Genomic DNA, 18575 nt, shown 5'->3' with positions numbered 1-18575 from the left:
AAGCGACGTTGCCGTCGCTTTTTATTTACCAATTGCATATGGCCAGCTCGCCGCTTGTCTTGCCGGTTTTGCTCCTGCCGATGGAATAGGCCAGTTCAAACTGGGCAATGCGGAAGTCTTTGAACAAGTTCCTGATGTCCGGATGGTCGTTAATGGACAACATGATTTTTCCTTTACTCTCACTCATTACTTTGGCCAGCAGTTGATACTGCGCCCAATCAAAAGCACGGTCGTAGCCTGCAGTCTGCCAATACGGCGGATCGGCGTAGAAGAAGGTGTGCTCGCGGTCGTATCGCTTGAAACCACGCTCCCACGGCTCATTCTCGATAAATACCCCGCTTAGGCGGTTTCGTGCCGCTGTCAGCTTTGCTCTGATTTGAGAGGCATCCCATGCTTTTGAGGTGGTGGTCGTACCAAAATGTTGATGGACGGTCTTCCCGCCAAAGGCGGTTTGCTGCAAGTAAAAGAAACGGGCGGCTCGCTGGATGTCGGTCATGCTCTCCGGGGGAACGGATTGCAGCCGGGCAAAAACTTCTCGGCTGGTCAATGTCCAGTCAAACTGCCGGACAAATTCGTCGAAATGGTGTTGTACTACGCGGTAAAGGTTAATGAGTTGGCCGTCGATGTCGTTGAGGACTTCGCACTTGGCAGGTTGCGGCCGTAAGAAAAACAGTGCTGCTCCTCCTGCGAACAGCTCGACATAGCAGGAATGCTCGGGAAACATGGGGATAAGGTGTTTTGCCAGTCTGCGTTTGCCGCCCATCCAAGGCACCAAGGGTTGGGGTTTTTGTGTCATTTTGTCTCCTGAATATCGAAGGTAAAACGGCACTCACGGTGCTCTAAACGGTTGTCTGAAAGTTTGGGGGTGTTGCGGGTTGTCAAAGAACAGATGGTATTTACGGCTTTACAGCGCGGGCATCTGATTTCGAATTTGCCTGTGCCTATGGCCAATAGTTTGTTACAGTTTTTGCAACGGTGTTTCATTTTTTGCAGCTCCTTGTATCAGCGGTGGTAAAATCCGCCTCCCCTGCAGGGGACGGTAAAAAAGGCTGATGCAGGCTGTCGCTGCTGAGGCTGGCGCGGAGCACGGTGCGGACAACACCGCCGCGCAGCCGTTTTATCGTTTGTTGATTCCGCCCTGCCGTACGTCGGCAGGGCTTTTATTTTTGTATGTGCATCGGTTGAAGGCGGCGGCGTATGCACCCCGGCAATGGTTTTTCTGCCACCAAAACAGTTTGTTGATGATCCAAACCACGCGCCGCCAGCGTGTATCGCCGTCCAATACGCCGAGGCGGTAGGCGCGGACGGACAGGGTTTCAGACGGCCGGCCGCCCAGCACGGCGTTAATCAGTTGGTCGGCGGCAATGCCGACGGATTTGGCGTAAGCGGCTACTTTCAAATTCCCCATTTAATAACCCTCCACGTAAACAAGGATATCGACAGGCTCGCTATCGCTGCCACGCGTGCGGGCCATGTCCAAATAAACTTTGTCTAAATTGCCCCCCTGTTTTCGGAGGTTCCAGGCTATTGCCTGTTCGGCCGCTTCATCGATATAAGTAGACGACTGCTCCCGCTTTGTCGCCCGTATAACTTGTGCGCGCACTTCGAAAACCGCACCCGGCATGGCGGATATCAACGGCAGGGCTATCGTTACCCCTTTGACGCCGACATTAACGGCCGCCACATTGTCATCCTCAGGCTCGAAATAGATGTCGCGCGCGTGCTTGATGTGATACCTGTGGACGATACGTCCGTCAGGGTAGGCAATAGTTTGCCAATCACAGGCCATCTGATTATCCGTCTGCCCATTTGCCGTTGCAGGCAGTGTAAAGCTGCCGGCCTTCCTGACAACCCCTTCGATCATCCGCTTGACAAATGCCGTCGTCGCCACCGACGTATCGTTGCTCGTCGCCTCAGGAGTGGCCGTTTTGAGGCCGTCTGAAAAGGTTTTCACGCCGCGCACCGTCTGTGTACCTGTCAACAAAACGGTTTGGCCGGCCGCAGTTCTGACGGCCTCCTCCAGTTCGGCGGGCGATACGGTGATTTTTGCCCACTCAGTCCAGCGGCCGCCGTTGCGCTTGCCTCGCCGCCATATTTCATCGGTATCAAATGGAATGTAGATTTGATGCGATGCCAGTTCGGCGTCGCTGTTATATGCCGAGGGCAGACTCAACAGGCTGCCTGCTTTTTGCACGGGATAATTGCGCTCTGCGGTGGCGTGTACGTTTAACGCCTGCCCAAAGATACCCGGTGACGTGATGCTGTTGAGGTCTTCGTCGGTCAGTTTTTTGATGTCTGCTTTGCCCGCTGCCGCCTCTGCCGCTTTTGCGACCACCCAGCTTTGGTAGGCCACCGTCTCGCCCGCCGCGCCAATCTGATGGAAGCGCAAAACTTTTGCTTTTTTACCGGGCTCTTCGAACTTAAAGTTGAAACGGATGCTGTCGGCCACGGCTTCGGCCGCCGCCGGATTGGCCTCGAATATCCAATTGCCGCGTCCGGACGGCATGATAATTTTATGGGGCTGTACTAGATAAGATTAATCACAGCAAGCTGTTTGCCGACAGACAGAACCATATCAACGGCATTGAAAATTTCTGGAATCAGGCAAAGCGCGTACTGCGCAAATACAATGGAATCGACCGTAAATCTTTCCCGCTTTTCTTGAAAGAATGCGAGTTCCGTTTTAACTTTGGCACACCCTCCGAGCAGCTTAAAGTGCTGCGCCGGTGGTGTGAAATTTAGGGCTTATCTAGTACAGCCCCTTTTGTTTTCAGGTGGCGCAAGCCATTTCGTTGCCAGCATGGACAGCCATTCTATTGCGTAGGCTTTTATTTGTTCCGGCGTTGTATTTGTGCCGCCGTTCCGTTCGCTTACCTCTCCGCGTTCAAAGCGTTCAATATCACTGCAATAGCCTTTGTAATTCATTTTCCGCATCCACAAAGCCATACTTAGCCCATTACGGGGCAAGTCTGCCAAATCATCGTATGCGTCAATATCAAACCATTCGGGGCAATATTCAGGTTTTTTCATCTTTCAATCTCACTCTTAATTTTTCAGACGGCCTCAAACACCAGCGGCAAGCGTTTCAACCGCTTTGTCAAACCGCTGTTTCAAAAATTCCGCATACCATTTCATCATTTCATGCCGCTGGGGCAGGTATTCCGTGCGGTGGTATGCCGCTCTCACTTTGTTTTGCTCCACATGGGCAAGCTGCCGTTCTATCACGTCAGGCGGGTAGCCGTTTTCATTCAAAACGTCTGTTGCCAAGCTGCGGAAGCCGTGCGGGGTGGCAATGCCGCTGTATCCCATGCGCCCCATTAGGTAGCTTAGCGTGTTTTCGCTCATGGGCTTGTCAGGGTTGCCGACGGCGGGAAACAGATAGCGGCTGTGGCCTGTAAGGGCGTGCAGCTCTTGCAGCAGTTCCAGCGTCCAATCTGCCAGCGGCACGATGTGCGGGGCTTTCATTTTCATTTTTTCGGCAGGTATGCGCCACTCCCGCGCTTCAAAGTCAAAATCTACCCATTCCGCTTTACGAAGTTCGCCCGCCCTGACAAAGGTCAGCATGATAAGCAGCATGGCGATACGGGTAGGCTGCTTGATGTTTTCGCGCATTAAGCGGCGGTAAAACTCCGTCAGCTCCGATTGCGGCAAAGCGGGCTGGTGTTTTTGTTTGGGTGCTTTGATGATGCCTGTCAGTGGTACGGCGGGATTGTTTTCCGCCCGCTCGGTGCGTATGGCGTAGTTGAATACGGCCTTGACGCGCTGCAAGACGGTGGCCGCCGTATCCAATGCGCCGCGCTTGGCCACGTTTTCAATCACGGCCTGAACCTGTTTGACGGAAATGCCGTTTACCGGCTCTTTGCCTATGGCGGGCAGAATATCCGCCTCAAAGCTGCGCCAAACTTTGGCGGCATGGGCAGGTGTCCAGCTTGGCAACTGGTAGGCGTGCCATTCGCGGGCGATGTTTTCAAACGTATTGCAAGCTGCGGCCTGCCGCTCCGCTTTGGCCTGTTGCTTGGCGGCGGCGGGGTCTATGCCCTTAGCCAAATCCGCCCGCGCCTGTTCGGCGGCTTGGCGGGCTTCCAGCAGGGAAACGGCGGGGTATTTGCCGATTGAAAGCAATTTCTCTTTCCCGCCGATGCGGTATTTCAGCCGCCACAGCTTGCCGCCTGCGGGGGTAACGGCCAAATGCAGGCCGCCGCCGTCTGTCAGCTTGTATGGCTTTTCGGCGGGCTTGGCGTTCTTTATTTGGCGGTCGTTTAGGGACATTTTGGGGGTATTTTTTTGGGGGTGTTTTGAGATACCCCAAATAATACCCCCTGAATTTGGTTGCTTCAATTAGACAGGATTAGACGGCGTTAGACGGCGAGATTAGCTTGAATCAGGCGCAAAGCCTTGTATATCGGGCGTTTGGTTTACGGCGTTAGACGGCGTTAGACAAAAAAATAACCGCTAAAAAGCGGTTAGTGGTGGCCAGAGGCAGGATCGAACTGCCGACACACGGATTTTCAATCCGTTGCTCTACCAACTGAGCTATCTGGCCTTGCGGAAAGACGGCATTAAATCATGTTCGTTATGGAGAGGCAAGGAATATTTTAAAAAAATCCATAAGTAGCTAATATTTTTCATGCTTTAATTCGACGGGGAAGTTTGTTCTGTGCTGCCGGGTCATGCCACGTGGCGCAAAAGGCCGTCTGAAAACAGGTTCCCACTTCGTTTTCAGACGGCCTTTTTGCCGCTTATTTGCTTATTTCGGGTTTTTCTCAATCAGGGCGACGAGTTGGTCGATGTAGCCTTGGACGAATTCACGCGCCGATTCGGTGAGTTTGCCGTTTTCGTCGAACAGGGTCGGCGAGTTGCCGAGGAAGACTTCAGGCTGGCTGGTGAGCGGCATGTTGAAGTAGGACAGGGCGAGGCGCAGGTTTTTCTGCGAGCTGTAGCCGCCCATTTTGCCGACGGAGTGGCTGATGATGCCGGCGGGGGTGTTGCGCCAGGCAACGTCGGCGTTCGGTTTCGAGCCGATGTCCACGGCGTTTTTCAGGCAGGCGGGCACGGTGCGGTTGTTTTCGGCGGTGACGAAGAGCACGCCGTCAGACGCTTTGATGGTTTCGCGGAAGGCAGTGTAGCTTTCGGGAGTAGGGAAATCGGTTTCGTTCGGGTCGTCGTAGTCGAAGTTGTAGAGCGGCAGGTGGCCGATTTCGACGATTTCGGCCTCATAGCCTGCGGGAAACATGGAGATGGTGTTTTGTGCGATTTTGCGGGCAAACGAGCCTTTGCGCAGGCTGCCGACCAAGATGCTGACTTTTTTCGCCATTTTGCTTTCCTTTTCTGATGGGTAAACGAATCCGCCAAGGCGGGACGCCAATGATAATAATTGTAAAAACCATAAGGCGCAAGCGCGGAGCGCAGACGGACGGTTTGCCTTTTCGATGTTAGAATGGCGGCTTTTTACAGGCCGTCTGAAAGGCTTCAAACGATGCAGCCCCTCTCCCCCGAATTACAGGCACGCGCCGCCAAAATCAAACTGCTGGTGATGGACGTGGACGGCGTGCTCACCGACGGGCGGATTTTCATCCGCGACGACGGCGAAGAAATCAAATCCTTCCACACCCTCGACGGCCACGGCCTGAAAATGCTGCAGCAAAGCGGCGTTCGGACGGCCATCATTACCGGCCGCGACGCCCTCTCCGTCGGCGTGCGCGTGCGCCAGCTCGGTATCGCTTATTACTTCAAAGGCATACACGACAAACGCGCCGCCTATGCCGAGTTGCGCGAACAGGCGGGCGTGGCCGAAGACGAATGCGCCTTTATCGGCGACGACGTGGTCGATTTGCCCGTGATGGTGCGCTGCGGCCTGCCCGTCGCCGTGCCCGAAGCGCACTGGTTTGCCAAACGGCACGCCGCCTACGTCACACAGCGCGGCGGCGGCAAAGGCGCGGTGCGCGAATTGTGCGACCTCATCATGCAGGCGCAGGGCACGCTGGACGATGCCCTTGCGGAATACGTCAAATGAGCGGCAGACGCGGCTACGGCTGGCTCTTCCCGCTGGTTTTGGCGGGCGCGCTCGGCGGCCTGTCCGCCTGGCTCGACCGCATCAGCGCCGTTACCGTCGAAGAAACCGCCCTCAACCCCAACGAACCGCAATACCTGATGGAAGGCATCGCAGGCAGACGTTTCGACAAACAGGGCGCCTTGCAGGAGCGGCTCGACGCCGAATCCGCCCGGCAATACCCGAACGTCAAAGAAATCGTTTTCAGACGGCCTCTGCTGCAAGTGTACGCCCAAGGGAAAAAAGCCTACCAAGTCGGCAGCGAAGAAGCGCGCTACGGCACGGAAAACCGCAAAATCCTGTTTGAAAAACAAGTCCTGCTCCTCAAAGAAGCAGGCGACGGCAAACCCGCAGGCCGCCTCGCCACCGACCGCCTCACCGTCGACACCGCCGCCAAAACCGCCGCTACCGACCGCCCCGTGCAATTCTCCTACGGCGACTCGCACGGCACGGCCGACGGCATCACCTACGACTACAACCGAGGGCTGCTCAACCTGCCCGCACGAGTGAAAGCAACCGTTTATGACCCGAAAAACCCTTCTTAACGCCGCCGCAGCCGCCCTCCTGCTTGCCGCCACCCAGGCGCACGCCCTCGAAAGCGACCGCAAACAGCCCATCGAAATCGAAGCCGACCAGGGCGAGCTCGACCAAAAAAACCGCTCCACCACCTTCAGCGGCAACGTCTCCATCAAACAAGGCACGCTCAACATCCGCGCCGCAAGCGTCAACGTCGTGCGCAGCGACGACGGCCAGCAAACCATGAAAGCCACCGGCAGCCCCGTGCGCTTCGGCCAAACCCTCGATGGCGGCAAAGGCACGGTCAACGGCGAAGCCTCGCAGGTCGAATACTCCTCCGCCACCAACGTCGTCCGCCTCAGCGGCAACGCCAAAGTCACGCGCGGCGGCGACAAGGCCGAAGGCGCGGTCATCACCTACAACACCCGCACCGAGGTCTACACCGTCAGCGGCAGCAAAGCGGCGGGCGGCAAAGCGGGCAAACGCGTCAGCGTCGTCATCCAGCCCGACAGCATGGGCAAAAACAAAAAATAAAACGCGCCGCCCTGCGGACGCAAGAGGCCGTCTGAAAGCCCGATTCAAGGCTTTCAGACGGCCTTTATGCCGCCGTTGTATTTCCACTCCCTTCCCTGCGTCCGCACGGGAGAGGGAACAGGTTTCAGACGGCCTCAACAAGCGGCTTCAAGCCGCAAGGCCGTCTGAAATCAAAAGGCCGTCTGAAAGCCCCAAACGGTTTTTCAGACGGCCTTTTTATGTTTTAAAACTGCCTGCTGCGGCGGCATAACGCCGCTGCGTATCAGCAGTGCACCAGCGTGCCTTCGTCTTCGCCGCTGATTACGCGTTTGAGCGCGCCTTCTTTGGCGATGCCGAATACGACGATGTTGAGCTTGCGTTCGCGGCAGAGGGCGAAGGCGGTGGCGTCCATCACTTTGAGGTTTTTGTTGAGTGCCTCGTCAAAGGTGATGGTCTCGTAGCGGGTGGCCGACGGGTCTTTTTTCGGGTCGGCGGTGTACACGCCGTCGACGTTGGTGGCTTTGAGCATCACGTCGCAGTTCATTTCCGCGCCGCGCAGGGCGGCGGCGGTGTCGGTGGTGAAGAAGGGGTTGCCCGTGCCGGCGGCGAAAATCACGACTTTGCCTTCTTCGAGATACTGGATGGCTTTGGGGCGGGCGTAGGTTTCGGCTATCTGCTGCATGGAGAGGGCGGATTGGACGCGGGCTTTGACGCCGAGGCTTTCAAAGGCGTCTTTGAGGGCGAGGGCGTTCATCACGGTGGCCATCATGCCCATGTAGTCGGCGGTGGCTCTGTCCATGCTGCCCGCTTGGGCGGACACGCCGCGGAAGATGTTGCCGCCGCCGACAACGACGCCGACCTGCACGCCCATGTCGGTGATTTCCTTCACTTGGCCGACTATCTGCATGATGGTGTCGCGGTTGATGCCGAAGGGGTCGCCGCCCATCAGGGCTTCGCCGGAGAGTTTGAGCAGGACGCGTTTGTATTTTGCGGGGGTGGGCATGGGATTCCTTTCGGGTAAACGGATGGGGAAGTCAAAACGGCGGGCATTATACGCGCTTCGCGGCGGCGGGAAAAAGGCCGTCTGAAAGCGCCGCCGCCGGCCTTTTGGGCTTTCAGACGGCCTTTTCGGGAGTAAAATCCGCCTGCCGCCTTTTCAGACGGCCTGTCATGTTTTTTTAGGAGACTCTGATGATGAAAACGAAATTGGCCGCCGCGCTGCTCTGTCTGCTTTCCGTTTCCGCCTATGGCGCGTGCAAGGAAAGCGGCCAGCAGTGCGTGCATTACAAAAACGGCAGCGTCACCGCCGAAGGGGCGTGCACGGTCACGAAATGCCAGGACGCGGCGGGCAGCTCGCTGAAATGGAAGCTGAAAAACACCGCCGTTGCGGTGCAGACCGACAAAAGCGGCAAAACGCTGGTGAACGGCAAAGCGGGCGCGCAGGCGAAAAACGCCAATGCCGCCGCCATGGGTCTGACCTGCTACGCGGCGGACGCGAAAAAAGGCGATTTTTTCTGCGCCACCGGTTATTGAGCGGGTGCGCCGCACAGAGGCCGTCTGAAAGCCCGCTTCGGGTTTCAGACGGCCTGATATTTTTCCGCCGACGCGTGGGGGGGTGTTGCTCCGCAACGCACGCGTTCTTCGATTTCCGACAAACCGCCAAACAGTTTTGCAAACCCAAAACCGCGTGCGTGCCTGCGGCACACACCCTACATACGATGTCAAAAGAGGCCGTCTGAAAGGTTTTCAGACGGCCTCTCTCATACCTGCGGGCGCGGTTTACCAGATATCCGATTTGATGCGCCGTTTCAGGCTGGGATGCTCGGAGAGTTTGAACTCGGGGTCTCTGCCCATGCGCAGCTTGGCGGTGTAGTCTTTGAGCAGCAGGAACACCAGCGGCGAGAGCAGCAGGATGGCAATCAGGTTGATCAGTGCCATCGTGCCCATCGTCAGGTCGGCCATGTCCCACACCACGGGCACGTTGGCCACCGCGCCGAAGTACACCATCGCCAGCACCGCCGTGCGGAACACGGCCATCGTCAGCCAATGGCTGTTGATAAACTGGACGTTGGACTCGGCGTAGGCGTAGTTGCCGATGATGGTGGAGTAGGCAAACATAAACAACACGACGGTGAGGAAATGCGCGCCCCACGCGCCGACGTGTCCGGCGATGGCCGCCTGCGTCAGCTCCGCGCCTTTGAGTCCGGCGGGCACGTCGGTCGAGAGCAGCACGATAAAGGCGGTGCAGGAGCAGACGATGATGGTGTCGACGAACACGCCGAGCATCTGGATCATGCCCTGCGACACGGGGTGTTTCACATCGGCCGCCGCCGCCGCGTTGGGCGCGGAACCCTGTCCCGCCTCGTTGGAATACAGGCCGCGTTTGATGCCCTGCTCCATCGCAACGGAAATCAGGCCGCCGAGGATGCCGCCGCCTGCGGCGTTGAAATTGAACGCGTTGTCGAAAATCAGGCCGAACACATGCGGCACCTGCGGCAAATTGGTGGCGACGATGTACAGCGCCATCGCCAGATACAGCACGGCCATCACCGGCACCAGCATTTCGGCCACGCGCGACACGCGGCGGATGCCGCCGAAAATAATCGGCGCGGTGAGGATAACGAGGCCGACGCCGAAGGCGTGTTCGTTCCAACCCCAGGAATTTTTCGCCGCCGCCACCATGGTGTTGGCCTGCACGGCGTTGTAAACCAGGCCGAAGCAGAAAATCAGGCTGAGGGAAAACAGCACCGCCAGCCAGTTTTGTTTCAAACCCGTGCGGATGTAATAGGCCGGCCCGCCGCGAAACTGGCCGCTGTCGTGGTCGCGGATTTTAAAAAGCTGCGCCAACGACGACTCGGCAAAGGCCGAACTCATGCCGATTAAGGCCGTCACCCACATCCAAAACACCGCGCCCGGCCCGCCGTTGGCAATGGCAATCGCCACGCCCGCAATATTGCCGACGCCGACGCGGCTGGCCAGGCCGGTGACAAAAGCCTGAAACGGCGTGATGCCGTGCGGGTCGGACACCGCCTTGCGCCCGCCGAGCATCTCGCGCACGCTGCGGCCGAACAGGCGGAATTGGACGAAGCCCGTCGCCAGCGTGAAGAAAATTCCCGTGCCCAGCAGCAGGAAAATCAGGCCGTTCCATAAGGGCGAGTTGATTTCCTTCACCCAGTGGTGGATTGTTTCAATCATATGCAAACCTCTTTGGTTATAGTGAAACAACACGAAAACCTACTGCGTTGCTGCGCCTTGCCGTACTACTTGTACTGTCTGCGGCTTGCTGCCTTGTATCTTTCCGTGTTGTTTCACTATAAAACGCCCCAAGGGGGCAAAAAGGGCGCATTGTAACGGAGCGCAACAAAATTGCAGACAATTTTACGCAGAGGCCGTCTGAACGGCGCTTTTGCCTTTCAGACGGCCTGATGCCGTTTGCCAATTTTCAGACGGCCTATATAATCCGCCGCTTCGCCAACCCGCCGCCAAGTCTCCCGCCATGACCGACATCCTCAACAAAATCCTCGCCACCAAAGTCCAAGAAGTCGCCGCCGAGCGTGCCGCCGTGCCGCAGGCGCAAATCGAAAAACTGGCCGCCGACGCCGGCGCGCCGCGCGGTTTTTTGCAGGCCGTCCGCGCCAAACACGCCGCCGGCCTGCCCGCCGTGATTGCCGAAATCAAAAAGGCCAGCCCGTCCAAAGGACTGATACGCGCCGACTTCCGCCCCGCCGAACACGCCGCCGACTACCAACGTGCGGGCGCGGCCTGTCTGTCGGTGCTCACCGACAAACAATATTTCCAAGGCTCGCCCGAATATTTGCAGGCTGCCCGCGCCGCCGTGTCGCTGCCTGTGTTGCGCAAAGACTTTATCGTCGACGAATATCAGATTTACCAGGCGCGCGCCTGGGGAGCGGACGCCGTTTTGCTGATTGCCGCCGCCCTCGAAGCCGCCGAACTCGAACGCTTCGAACAAACGGCGCACGCTTTGGGCATGGACGTGCTGCTGGAAGTACACGACGAAGCCGAGCTGGAAAAATGCGCCCGCCTCGCCACGCCGCTGGTCGGCGTCAACAACCGCAACCTGCGCACCTTTGAAGTGTCGCTCGACCAAACCCTGCGCCTGCTGCCGCATCTGGCGGGCAAAACCGTCGTCAGCGAAAGCGGCATCCGCAGCCGGGACGACATCGTCTTCATGCAGTCGCACGGCGTGCACACCTTCCTCATCGGCGAAACCTTTATGCGCGCCGACGACATCGCCGCCGAAGTGGCGAAGCTGTTTTAACCGCCCGCCGCCGCGCCGCGCCGCTGCTCCCGAACAAACAGACGGCGCGGCGGCCTGTGTTATAGTGCCGCCCATTTTCCATTCCCACGTTTTTCAGGCCGTCTGAAAGCAGGACTCCTTTCAGACGGCCTCCCGTTTTTAAGATGAACAAAACCGCATCCCGCACCGCTCTCCTCCTGCTCGCCGCCATTCTGGCCGCCTGCACATCAAAAAAACCCGTCAAGCCCGCCCATCCCGGCCAAACCCTACAACCCCTCCCCTACCGCACGCCCCAGCCCGCAGGCCGCCCCGTGCCCGCAGGCACAACCGCATCCGGCGGCGGCGCGCTCTACACCGCCGCAAGCTACGCCGCCCTGCCGCAATGGCCGCAGCAGCCCTTTGCCGACAGCCTCGCCTCCTTCCTCAAAGGCTGCGAAAAACTCAAAGCCCGAGCCGAATGGCAGGCCGTCTGCGCCCAGGCCGCGCAAACCCCGCGCGACCACGCCTCCGCCCGCCGCTTCTTCGAACAATACTTCACCCCCTGGCAGGTGGCCGGCGGCGGCAAAGCCGCAGGCACGGTCACCGGCTACTACGAACCCGTCCTCCACGGCAGCGCGACGCCCTCCGCCCAAGCCCGCTTCCCCATCTACGGCGTGCCCTACGACTTCGTATCCGTCGACCTGCCCGCCGCCCTGCGCAACAGCAAAGCCACCGTCCGCATCCGCCAAACCGGCCAAAACAGCGGCGTTATCGACCCCGCAGGCGCCTACACCGCCAACCTCGCCGCCTTCCCGCTGAACGAGCGCAGCAAAACCCTCAAAGGCCGCTTTACCGGCAACCGCTTCGTCCCCTACCACACCCGCCGCGAAATCAACGGCGGCGCACTCAACGGCAAAGCCCCCGTCCTCGGCTACGCCGCCGACCCCGTCGAACTCTTCTTCCTGCAAATCCAAGGTTCAGGCCGTCTGAAAACCCCCGACGGCCGCTACATCCGCCTGGGCTATGCCGACAAAAACGAACACCCCTACGTCTCCGTCGCCCGCTACATGGCCGACCGCGGCTACCTCGCCCTCGCCCAAACCGACATGCAGGGCATCAAAAACTATATGCGGCAAAACCCGCAGCGCCTGGCCGAAGTGCTCGGCCAAAACCCCAGCTACGTCTTCTTCCGCCCCCTGCCCGACAACGGCGACGGCCCCATCGGCGCATTGGGCACACCGCTCACCGGCGGCTATTCGGGCGCGGTCGACAAACACTACATCACCCTCGGCGCCCCCCTCTTCCTCGCCACCGCCCACCCCGAAACCGGCCGCGCCCTCAACCGCCTCATCATGGCGCAGGACACCGGCAGCGCCATCAAAGGCGCCGTGCGCGTCGACTTCTTCTGGGGCTACGGCGACGAAGCCGGCCGCGTCGCCGGCAAAATGAAACACACCGGCTACGTCTGGCAGCTCCTACCCAACGGCATGATGCCCCAATACACGCCCTGACGCCGCAGGCAAAAAGGCCGTCTGAAATCTCTTTCAGACGGCCTTTTTGCACCGTGCGTAGGGTGTGTGCCGCAGGCACGCACGCGGTTTCGGGTTTGCAAAGCTGTTCGGCGGTTTGTCGGAATATAGTGAGTCAAAATAAAAAAGATACAAGGCAGCAAGCCGCAGACAGTACAGGTAGTACGGCAAGGCGCAGCAACGCCGTAGATTTTTTATTTTGGCTCATTATATTTGGAGAACGCGTGCGTTGCTGCGCAACACACCCTACGCGGCGGCGGAAAAATGTCAGGCCGTCTGAAACCCCGATTCGGATTTCAGACGGCCTTTTTCAGACGGCCTTACGTTTTCCCGTCCAGATACGCCGCCAGCGGTTTGGGCAGGCCGTAGTTTGCCAAATCCTGCGGCGGCACCCACAGGCCGTCTGAAACGTCTTCTTCACGCGCGGCGGGCGTTTGGGCGCATTCGGCGGCGTAGGGGGTGATGAAGAGCAGGCGGTGGGTGAGGCGGTGGGTGACGGGGGCTTGTTCTTCGAGGCTGTCTGAACCTATGCCGTGGCGGGCGGCGGCGGCCTGCGTTTCGGCGAGGGTGGGGAAACAGGGGACGCAGTAGAGGCCGCCCCAGATGCCTTTGGCGGGGCGTTTTTGCAGCAGCAGTGTGCCGTCGCGGCGGCGCAGGATAAGCCAGTAGAGCGGCAGGGTTTGCACGGCGGGCGGGGTTTTGCGGCGGGGGAGTTCGGCGGTGCGGCCTTGGGCGCGGGCTTGGCAGATGTCTGCCATCGGACAGGCGGGGCATTGCGGTTTGGCGCGGGTGCAGACGGTTGCGCCGAGATCCATCAGCCCCTGGGTGTAGGCGGGCATGTCGGCGGGGTCGGCGGGCAGCAGGCTTTCGGCCAGCGTCCACAGGCTTTGCTCGAATTTTTTGTCGGACGGGTCGCCCTCGCGCGCGAAAACGCGGCAGAGGACGCGTTTGACGTTGCCGTCGAGGATGGTTTCGCGTTGGCAGAAGGCGAAAGCGGCGATGGCGGCGGCGGTGCTGCGGCCGACGCCGCTGAGGGTTTCGAGGGCGGCGCGGGAGTCGGGAAACGCGCCGCCGTGCTCTGTGACGATTTGTTTGGCGGCTTTGTGCAGGTTGCGGGCGCGGCTGTAATAGCCCAAGCCCTGCCAGAGGGCGAGCACTTGGTCTTCGGGGGCGGCGGCGAGGGCGGCGGCGGTGGGGAAGGCGGCGAGAAAGCGCGGGTAGTATTGGGCAACGGTGGACACCTGCGTTTGTTGCAGCATGATTTCGGATAGCCAGACGCGGTAGGGGTCGCGGCTGTGCCAGGGGAGATTGTGGCGGCCGTGTTGTTTCTGCCAGCGGATAAAGCGTTCGGCGAAGGTGTCGTTGAGGCCGTCTGAACGGGTTTCAGAAACGTCATTCCCGTGTGTTTGAGGAAGGAGCGGCCTTGGCTCGGGCGGGGCGGCGGTGTGCATGGTTTGTTTTTATGTCGAGGGAGTTTTCAGACGGCCTTTGCGGCGGGCGGCGGCAGTTCGACGGTTTTGCCTTTGTATTCGCACAAGTCGTTGACGATACATTGGTGGCACAGGGGTTTTTGCGCTTTGCAGACGTAGCGGCCGTGCAGGATGAGCCAGTGGTGGGCGTTGAGCAGAAATTCTGCGGGCACGACGCGCATCAGTTTGTCTTCCACTTCGCGCACGTCTTTGCCGGGGGCGAGGTTCATACGGTTGCTGACGCGGAAGATGTGGGTGTCGACGGCCATCACGGGTTGGCCGAAGGCGGTGTTGAGGACGACGTTGGCGGTTTTGCGGCCGACGCCGGGCAGCGCTTCGAGTTCTTCGCGCGTCTGCGGCACTTGGCCGCCGTGTTTTTCCAAGAGGATGCGGCAGGTTTCGATGATGTGTTTGGACTTGGTTTTGTAAAGGCCGATGGTCTGCGTGTATTCCATCACGCCTTCCAGCCCCAAATCGAGCATGGCCTGCGGCGTGGGCGCGGCGGGAAACAGGCGGGCGGTGGCCTTGTTCACGCCTTTGTCGGTGGCCTGCGCCGACAGCAGCACGGCAATCAGCAGCTGGAAGGGTGAGCCGTATTGCAGCTCGGTTTGCGGATGGGGATTGGCCGCGCGCCAGCGGGCGAAAATTTCTTGGCGGGTTTGCTTGTTCATGGGTTCAGACGGCCTCTTGCGGGCGGGAAAGGCCGTCTGAAAGCCTGTTTACTTTTCAGACGGCCTGTTTTGTTTTACTGCCGCTCGCGCGCCTGGCGGCGGAACTGCCAGGGCGCAAACGGGCTGCGTGCCTGCCACAGGCCGGTGCGGCCTGCGCGGGCGGCGGCTTCGGCGGCGGAGTAGGCGGCGAAATCCGCTTTGGCCTGCTGCCGTTTGGCGATGGAAACATAGTGCCAGGCCGCGCCGCTTTCGATTTGGCGACGGTTGACGTCGAGGCCGTCTGAAACCAGATAGGCGACTTCGCGGCCGTATTGGTCGACGTCGGCAACGCGCACTTCCACCGTTTTATCCAGCACCAGATTGCGCAGCATATCGCGGCTGGCCGTGCCGAAAGCCTGACCGGTTTCCGGCGCGTCGATATAGGCGAGACGGATTTTGTGTTTCGCGCCGTCGCGGTCGGTAACGCGCACCGTGTCGCCGTCGTGCACCGCCGTCACCCGCCCTTCGTAACGCCGCCCCGCCTCGGCCTGCACCGTGCGCCCGCGCGCCGCCTTGCGCGGCGTTTCGGCCTGCGGCCGTTCAATCTGCCGCGCCCAAGCCTGCGCCCGATGCAGCCATTTTTGTGCTTCTTTCACTTCGGGCAGGCTGAACACGCCCAGCGCGGCAGCCAGCCAGAGAAGCAGCATTTTCGGTTGGAACATCTGTTTTTCCGTGTCGTTGCAAAAGGCGGCATTTTAGCGCATACGGCAAAGGCCGTCTGAAAGCCTTGCGCTGCGCTTTCAGACGGCCTTTGTTCACTCCAACTCCCCTGCTTTTTTTACCACCCGATACCCCACCTCCTTCACCTTCTCAAAACACGCCCGCGCGCATCGGATTTTGAGCTGCTCTTCATCACGCAGTTTGTCCTCGTCCACGCCGCCCTGTATGCCTTGGCCGGTGTTTTTGGTTTCGGCAACGAAATAGGCTTTTTCGCCGTTTTGCTTCACCACCGCCCAATCGGGGTTGTAATTGCCCAGCGGCGTGGGGATTTTGAACCAGCGCGGCAGTTTGAAATAGAGCGACACGTTTTCGTAGTTTTCGCAGTCGGCGGCAAATTTTTGCTCGGTTTCCGAATCCAGCGGGATATAGTTTTCGGCGATGGTTTTTTGCCCGTTTTGCACGGTAAACGTGGTGCGTTCGTCAAAATAAAACTCTTCGCCTTCGCTTTCCATTTTTTGCAGGTTGCGCAGCAGTTCTTGGCGGTATTGTTCGTTGTCGGTCAACTCGTAAACAATGCCTTCGCTCATCAGCGCGTGCAGGCAGCGGTTGATTTTTTCCGCCGCCAAATCAATAAAGCGTTGCGGATTGTTTGCCGCATCGTTCAAGCGTTTGGACGCTTTGAGAATGTCAAACACAGTGCGGCGCGTTAAACCCGTTTTGCTTTGGATTTCGCCCAAAATATCGGGAATGGCAAACACCGTTTCGGTTTTCAGGCTGCCGCTGGCGGTTTCTTTGGCTTCAAGCTGATACGCCTGCTCTTGTTCGGCTTCGTTGATTTCGATTTTCGCCTTGCGCGTTTGGATTTTCGGCGCGTGGATTTCAGGCAGCCTGCAAACGGCATCGGCGGCTTGTTTGACTAATTCCGCCGTATCGTATTGCACGCGGTAGCATGGTTTGCGGTCGAGTTTCTGCCAAATCGCCTGAAATTCGGGGTCAAGCGGGAAGTTTTTGCGGAAAGTCTGCGTTTTGCGTTTGCGCCCGTCTTTGATATTGCTGGCGGCAAATTTAATACCACATTCGTCTTCGTATTCCTGTTGCAGGTTTTTAGCAAAACTCTCATAGCTTTCGTTGGGAATCACGGTCAGCACGTTTACCGCTTCATCGCGCACGCGCTCGCCGTTTTGGTTCACCGCCAGCCGCAGCCCGCGCCCGATTTCCTGGCGTTTTTTAATGGCAGAGCGGGTTTCGTTGAGCGTGCAAATCTGGAATACATTGGGATTGTCCCAGCCTTCTTTCAGCGCGGAATGGGAAAAGATAAAACGCAAGGGGCTCGCAAAGGAAAGCAGCGTTTCCTTGTCGCGCATAATCAAATGATAGGTATCGTTGTCGGCCTGCGTATCGCCTTTGGTGTCTTTCAGACGGCCTTGTTTGTCTTGCGAAAAATAGCCGTTGTGTACGCCGTCTGAATCTTCACCCGCCAGCTCGCGGTAAATCTCGTCAAACCATCGCGCAAACTTGCCCGCGCTGCCGTCGGCCGTGCGGTAGTGTTCCACCTTGTCGATAAAAAACAGCGACAACACTTTAATCCCTTGCGCTTTGAGCTTTTTCTCGCGCTTCAAATGCTCGTCAATGGTGCAGCGGATTTGTGCTTTCATCACCGCATCTTGCAGCGCGTCCTGATTGTCGGCGCGGCTGATTTGCACGCCGTTGGAAAATGCAACCATCTGTTCATCAAAATTGAGTCCATCCACGATATAACCGTGCCGGTAGGCTTCATTCCCGTTTGACTTATCAAACAAATCATCACCTTGTTTGCCATTTTTGCCGCTTCTCACCCACACAGTTTTTTTCTTGGTTTCCGTTTCGCCGCGATAATGAATGTTGAGCTTGGCTTTCAGGCTGCCTTTTGCCGGCGGTATTTCCACCAGTTCCACAAACGCGCCGTTGCTGTCGTTTTCCGCCAAAACCGACTGCACCACAATCTGCTTTACCAGCTTTTGATTGTAGGCTTCAACGGGATTGAGACTGTAAACCTTATGGCGGCTGTTTTTATGGGTTGCCGAATAGCGCAGGGTAAACAGCGGGTTGAGCGAATCCAAAGCCTTGCTGCTGACATCGTCTTCCATATTTTGCGGTTCGTCAATAATCACAATCGGATTGGTTTGCTGAATCCAATGAATCGGCGCATCACCGCTTTCGTTGACTTTATTGATAACGTTTCTGTCTTGGTAAAACGCCTGAATGCCGATCACCATAATCTCAATACCGTCATTCACCGCGAAATTACGCAACGCGCCCAAACGCTTGCTGTCGTACTCGCTGAAATTCATCACGGGCTTGTTAAACAGCTCGGCAAAATGGTTTTTCGTCGCCCGCAGCGTCTGCAACACGCCCTCGCGAATCGGCACACCCGGCACAACAATCACAAATTTTGTCCAACCGTATTGGCGGTTCAACTCAAAAATTGTGCGCAGATAAACATAGGTTTTGCCCGTACCCGTTTCCATTTCCACCGAAAAATTCAGGCCGTACTGCCCGATTTCCGTTTCAGGCTGCCCAAAGGTTTTTTGCACGTTGTTCAGGTTTTCGCCGATTTGCGCCCAATCCAAATCCAGCTTATTGCCGACAAAAAGCTCGATGCCCGCATCGTGCAGGCTGAAACTTTCGCGGCGCTGCCCCTCAAACAGGCGCACCACCGCATTCACGGCATCGGTTTGGTAGGCTAATTGTTCAAATTTCAGTTCCATAATTTTTCCTTTTTCAGACGGCCTTTCAGGCTGCCTTCAGATATTTCCTCACCCTGTCATTCCCGCGCAGGCGGGAATCTTTTCGGCGGTACACGGATATTTGCCCCGTAAAGGCAGCCTGAAAAAACAGATTCGGCGCTTTCAG

Annotated in this window: 18 protein-coding genes, 1 tRNA gene and 1 pseudogene; 7 read left to right on the top strand and 13 right to left on the bottom strand. The window is 58.1% G+C overall.

Features of this window, described 5'->3' with window-relative positions:
• Window positions 1–25: 25 nt before the first annotated feature.
• From CGZ77_RS09750 to CGZ77_RS09735, 3 genes are all read right to left on the bottom strand, one after another.
• Complete coding sequence (locus CGZ77_RS09750; protein ID WP_094031150.1) at window positions 26–796, bottom strand: DNA adenine methylase; 771 nt, start codon at window positions 794–796, stop codon at window positions 26–28.
• A gap of 321 nt (window positions 797–1117) precedes the next feature.
• Window positions 1118–1408 (bottom strand): hypothetical protein, encoded by a 291-nt coding sequence (locus CGZ77_RS09740; RefSeq protein WP_009427425.1) that lies wholly within the window; start codon window positions 1406–1408, stop codon window positions 1118–1120.
• On the bottom strand, window positions 1409–2506 hold the full coding sequence (locus CGZ77_RS09735; protein WP_094031149.1) for a pyocin knob domain-containing protein: 1098 nt from the start codon (window positions 2504–2506) through the stop codon (window positions 1409–1411).
• A 23-nt stretch (window positions 2507–2529) separates the two neighbouring features.
• Here CGZ77_RS09735 and CGZ77_RS09730 point away from each other — a divergent pair.
• Window positions 2530–2742, top strand: a pseudogene (locus CGZ77_RS09730) (transposase); the annotation flags it as partial.
• Window positions 2743–2745: 3 nt separating this feature from the next.
• On the opposite strand, the gene CGZ77_RS12125 reads toward CGZ77_RS09730, so the two are convergent.
• From CGZ77_RS12125 to CGZ77_RS09715, 4 genes are all read right to left on the bottom strand, one after another.
• Window positions 2746–3030 carry a hypothetical protein gene (locus CGZ77_RS12125; RefSeq protein WP_009426426.1) on the bottom strand — a complete coding sequence of 95 codons (285 nt, stop codon included), beginning with the start codon at window positions 3028–3030 and terminating at the stop codon, window positions 2746–2748.
• A 33-nt stretch (window positions 3031–3063) separates the two neighbouring features.
• Complete coding sequence (locus CGZ77_RS09725) at window positions 3064–4269, bottom strand: integrase arm-type DNA-binding domain-containing protein (protein WP_009426425.1); 1206 nt, start codon at window positions 4267–4269, stop codon at window positions 3064–3066.
• Between the two features lie 198 nt (window positions 4270–4467).
• Window positions 4468–4543 (bottom strand) — tRNA-Phe (locus CGZ77_RS09720).
• A 204-nt stretch (window positions 4544–4747) separates the two neighbouring features.
• Entirely contained in the window at window positions 4748–5314 is a 567-nt protein-coding gene (locus CGZ77_RS09715; protein ID WP_094031148.1) for an NADPH-dependent FMN reductase, read from the bottom strand.
• A 162-nt stretch (window positions 5315–5476) separates the two neighbouring features.
• Here CGZ77_RS09715 and CGZ77_RS09710 point away from each other — a divergent pair, with 162 nt between their 5' ends.
• From CGZ77_RS09710 to lptA, 3 genes are read left to right on the top strand one after another with little or no spacing between them, the layout of a single operon-like run.
• Entirely contained in the window at window positions 5477–6013 is a 537-nt protein-coding gene (locus tag CGZ77_RS09710; protein WP_036496207.1) for an HAD family hydrolase, read from the top strand.
• Window positions 6010–6594, top strand: a complete 585-nt coding sequence (gene lptC, locus CGZ77_RS09705; protein ID WP_009426421.1) for an LPS export ABC transporter periplasmic protein LptC — start codon at window positions 6010–6012, stop codon at window positions 6592–6594. The genes CGZ77_RS09710 and lptC overlap by 4 nt, the downstream gene beginning before the upstream one ends.
• On the top strand, window positions 6572–7099 hold the full coding sequence (lptA, locus tag CGZ77_RS09700; protein ID WP_009426420.1) for a lipopolysaccharide transport periplasmic protein LptA: 528 nt from the start codon (window positions 6572–6574) through the stop codon (window positions 7097–7099). Before lptC ends, lptA begins: the two co-directional genes overlap by 23 nt.
• A gap of 262 nt (window positions 7100–7361) precedes the next feature.
• Here the strand turns inward: lptA and pyrH are convergent, their stop codons facing one another.
• Complete coding sequence (gene pyrH, locus CGZ77_RS09695; protein WP_009426419.1) at window positions 7362–8081, bottom strand: UMP kinase; 720 nt, start codon at window positions 8079–8081, stop codon at window positions 7362–7364.
• Window positions 8082–8272: 191 nt separating this feature from the next.
• Between pyrH and CGZ77_RS09690 the strand changes: the two genes are divergently transcribed.
• Complete coding sequence (locus tag CGZ77_RS09690) at window positions 8273–8611, top strand: hypothetical protein (RefSeq protein WP_036496220.1); 339 nt, start codon at window positions 8273–8275, stop codon at window positions 8609–8611.
• 246 nt (window positions 8612–8857) lie between these two features.
• Here the strand turns inward: CGZ77_RS09690 and CGZ77_RS09685 are convergent, their stop codons facing one another.
• Window positions 8858–10273: a sodium:alanine symporter family protein gene (locus CGZ77_RS09685; protein ID WP_009426415.1), complete on the bottom strand. Its 1416-nt coding sequence runs from the start codon at window positions 10271–10273 to the stop codon at window positions 8858–8860.
• A 301-nt stretch (window positions 10274–10574) separates the two neighbouring features.
• Here CGZ77_RS09685 and trpC point away from each other — a divergent pair, with 301 nt between their 5' ends.
• Window positions 10575–11357 carry an indole-3-glycerol phosphate synthase TrpC gene (gene trpC / locus CGZ77_RS09680; RefSeq protein WP_009426412.1) on the top strand — a complete coding sequence of 261 codons (783 nt, stop codon included), beginning with the start codon at window positions 10575–10577 and terminating at the stop codon, window positions 11355–11357.
• A 143-nt stretch (window positions 11358–11500) separates the two neighbouring features.
• Window positions 11501–12826, top strand: coding sequence for a murein transglycosylase A (locus CGZ77_RS09675; RefSeq protein WP_009426411.1), 1326 nt, complete (start codon window positions 11501–11503; stop codon window positions 12824–12826).
• A 338-nt stretch (window positions 12827–13164) separates the two neighbouring features.
• Here the strand turns inward: CGZ77_RS09675 and mutY are convergent, their stop codons facing one another.
• From mutY to CGZ77_RS09655, 4 genes are all read right to left on the bottom strand, one after another.
• Window positions 13165–14295 carry an A/G-specific adenine glycosylase gene (gene mutY, locus CGZ77_RS09670; protein ID WP_009426410.1) on the bottom strand — a complete coding sequence of 377 codons (1131 nt, stop codon included), beginning with the start codon at window positions 14293–14295 and terminating at the stop codon, window positions 13165–13167.
• A 26-nt stretch (window positions 14296–14321) separates the two neighbouring features.
• Entirely contained in the window at window positions 14322–14984 is a 663-nt protein-coding gene (nth, locus tag CGZ77_RS09665; RefSeq protein ID WP_009426409.1) for an endonuclease III, read from the bottom strand.
• A 74-nt stretch (window positions 14985–15058) separates the two neighbouring features.
• Window positions 15059–15685: a thermonuclease family protein gene (locus CGZ77_RS09660; protein ID WP_009426408.1), complete on the bottom strand. Its 627-nt coding sequence runs from the start codon at window positions 15683–15685 to the stop codon at window positions 15059–15061.
• 93 nt (window positions 15686–15778) lie between these two features.
• Entirely contained in the window at window positions 15779–18430 is a 2652-nt protein-coding gene (locus CGZ77_RS09655) for a DEAD/DEAH box helicase family protein (RefSeq protein ID WP_094031147.1), read from the bottom strand.
• Between the last annotated feature and the right edge of the window lie 145 nt (window positions 18431–18575).

The organism is Neisseria sp. KEM232, from assembly GCF_002237445.1.
Classification (GTDB): domain Bacteria; phylum Pseudomonadota; class Gammaproteobacteria; order Burkholderiales; family Neisseriaceae; genus Neisseria.
This window is presented reverse-complemented; position numbering and strand designations above follow the sequence as displayed.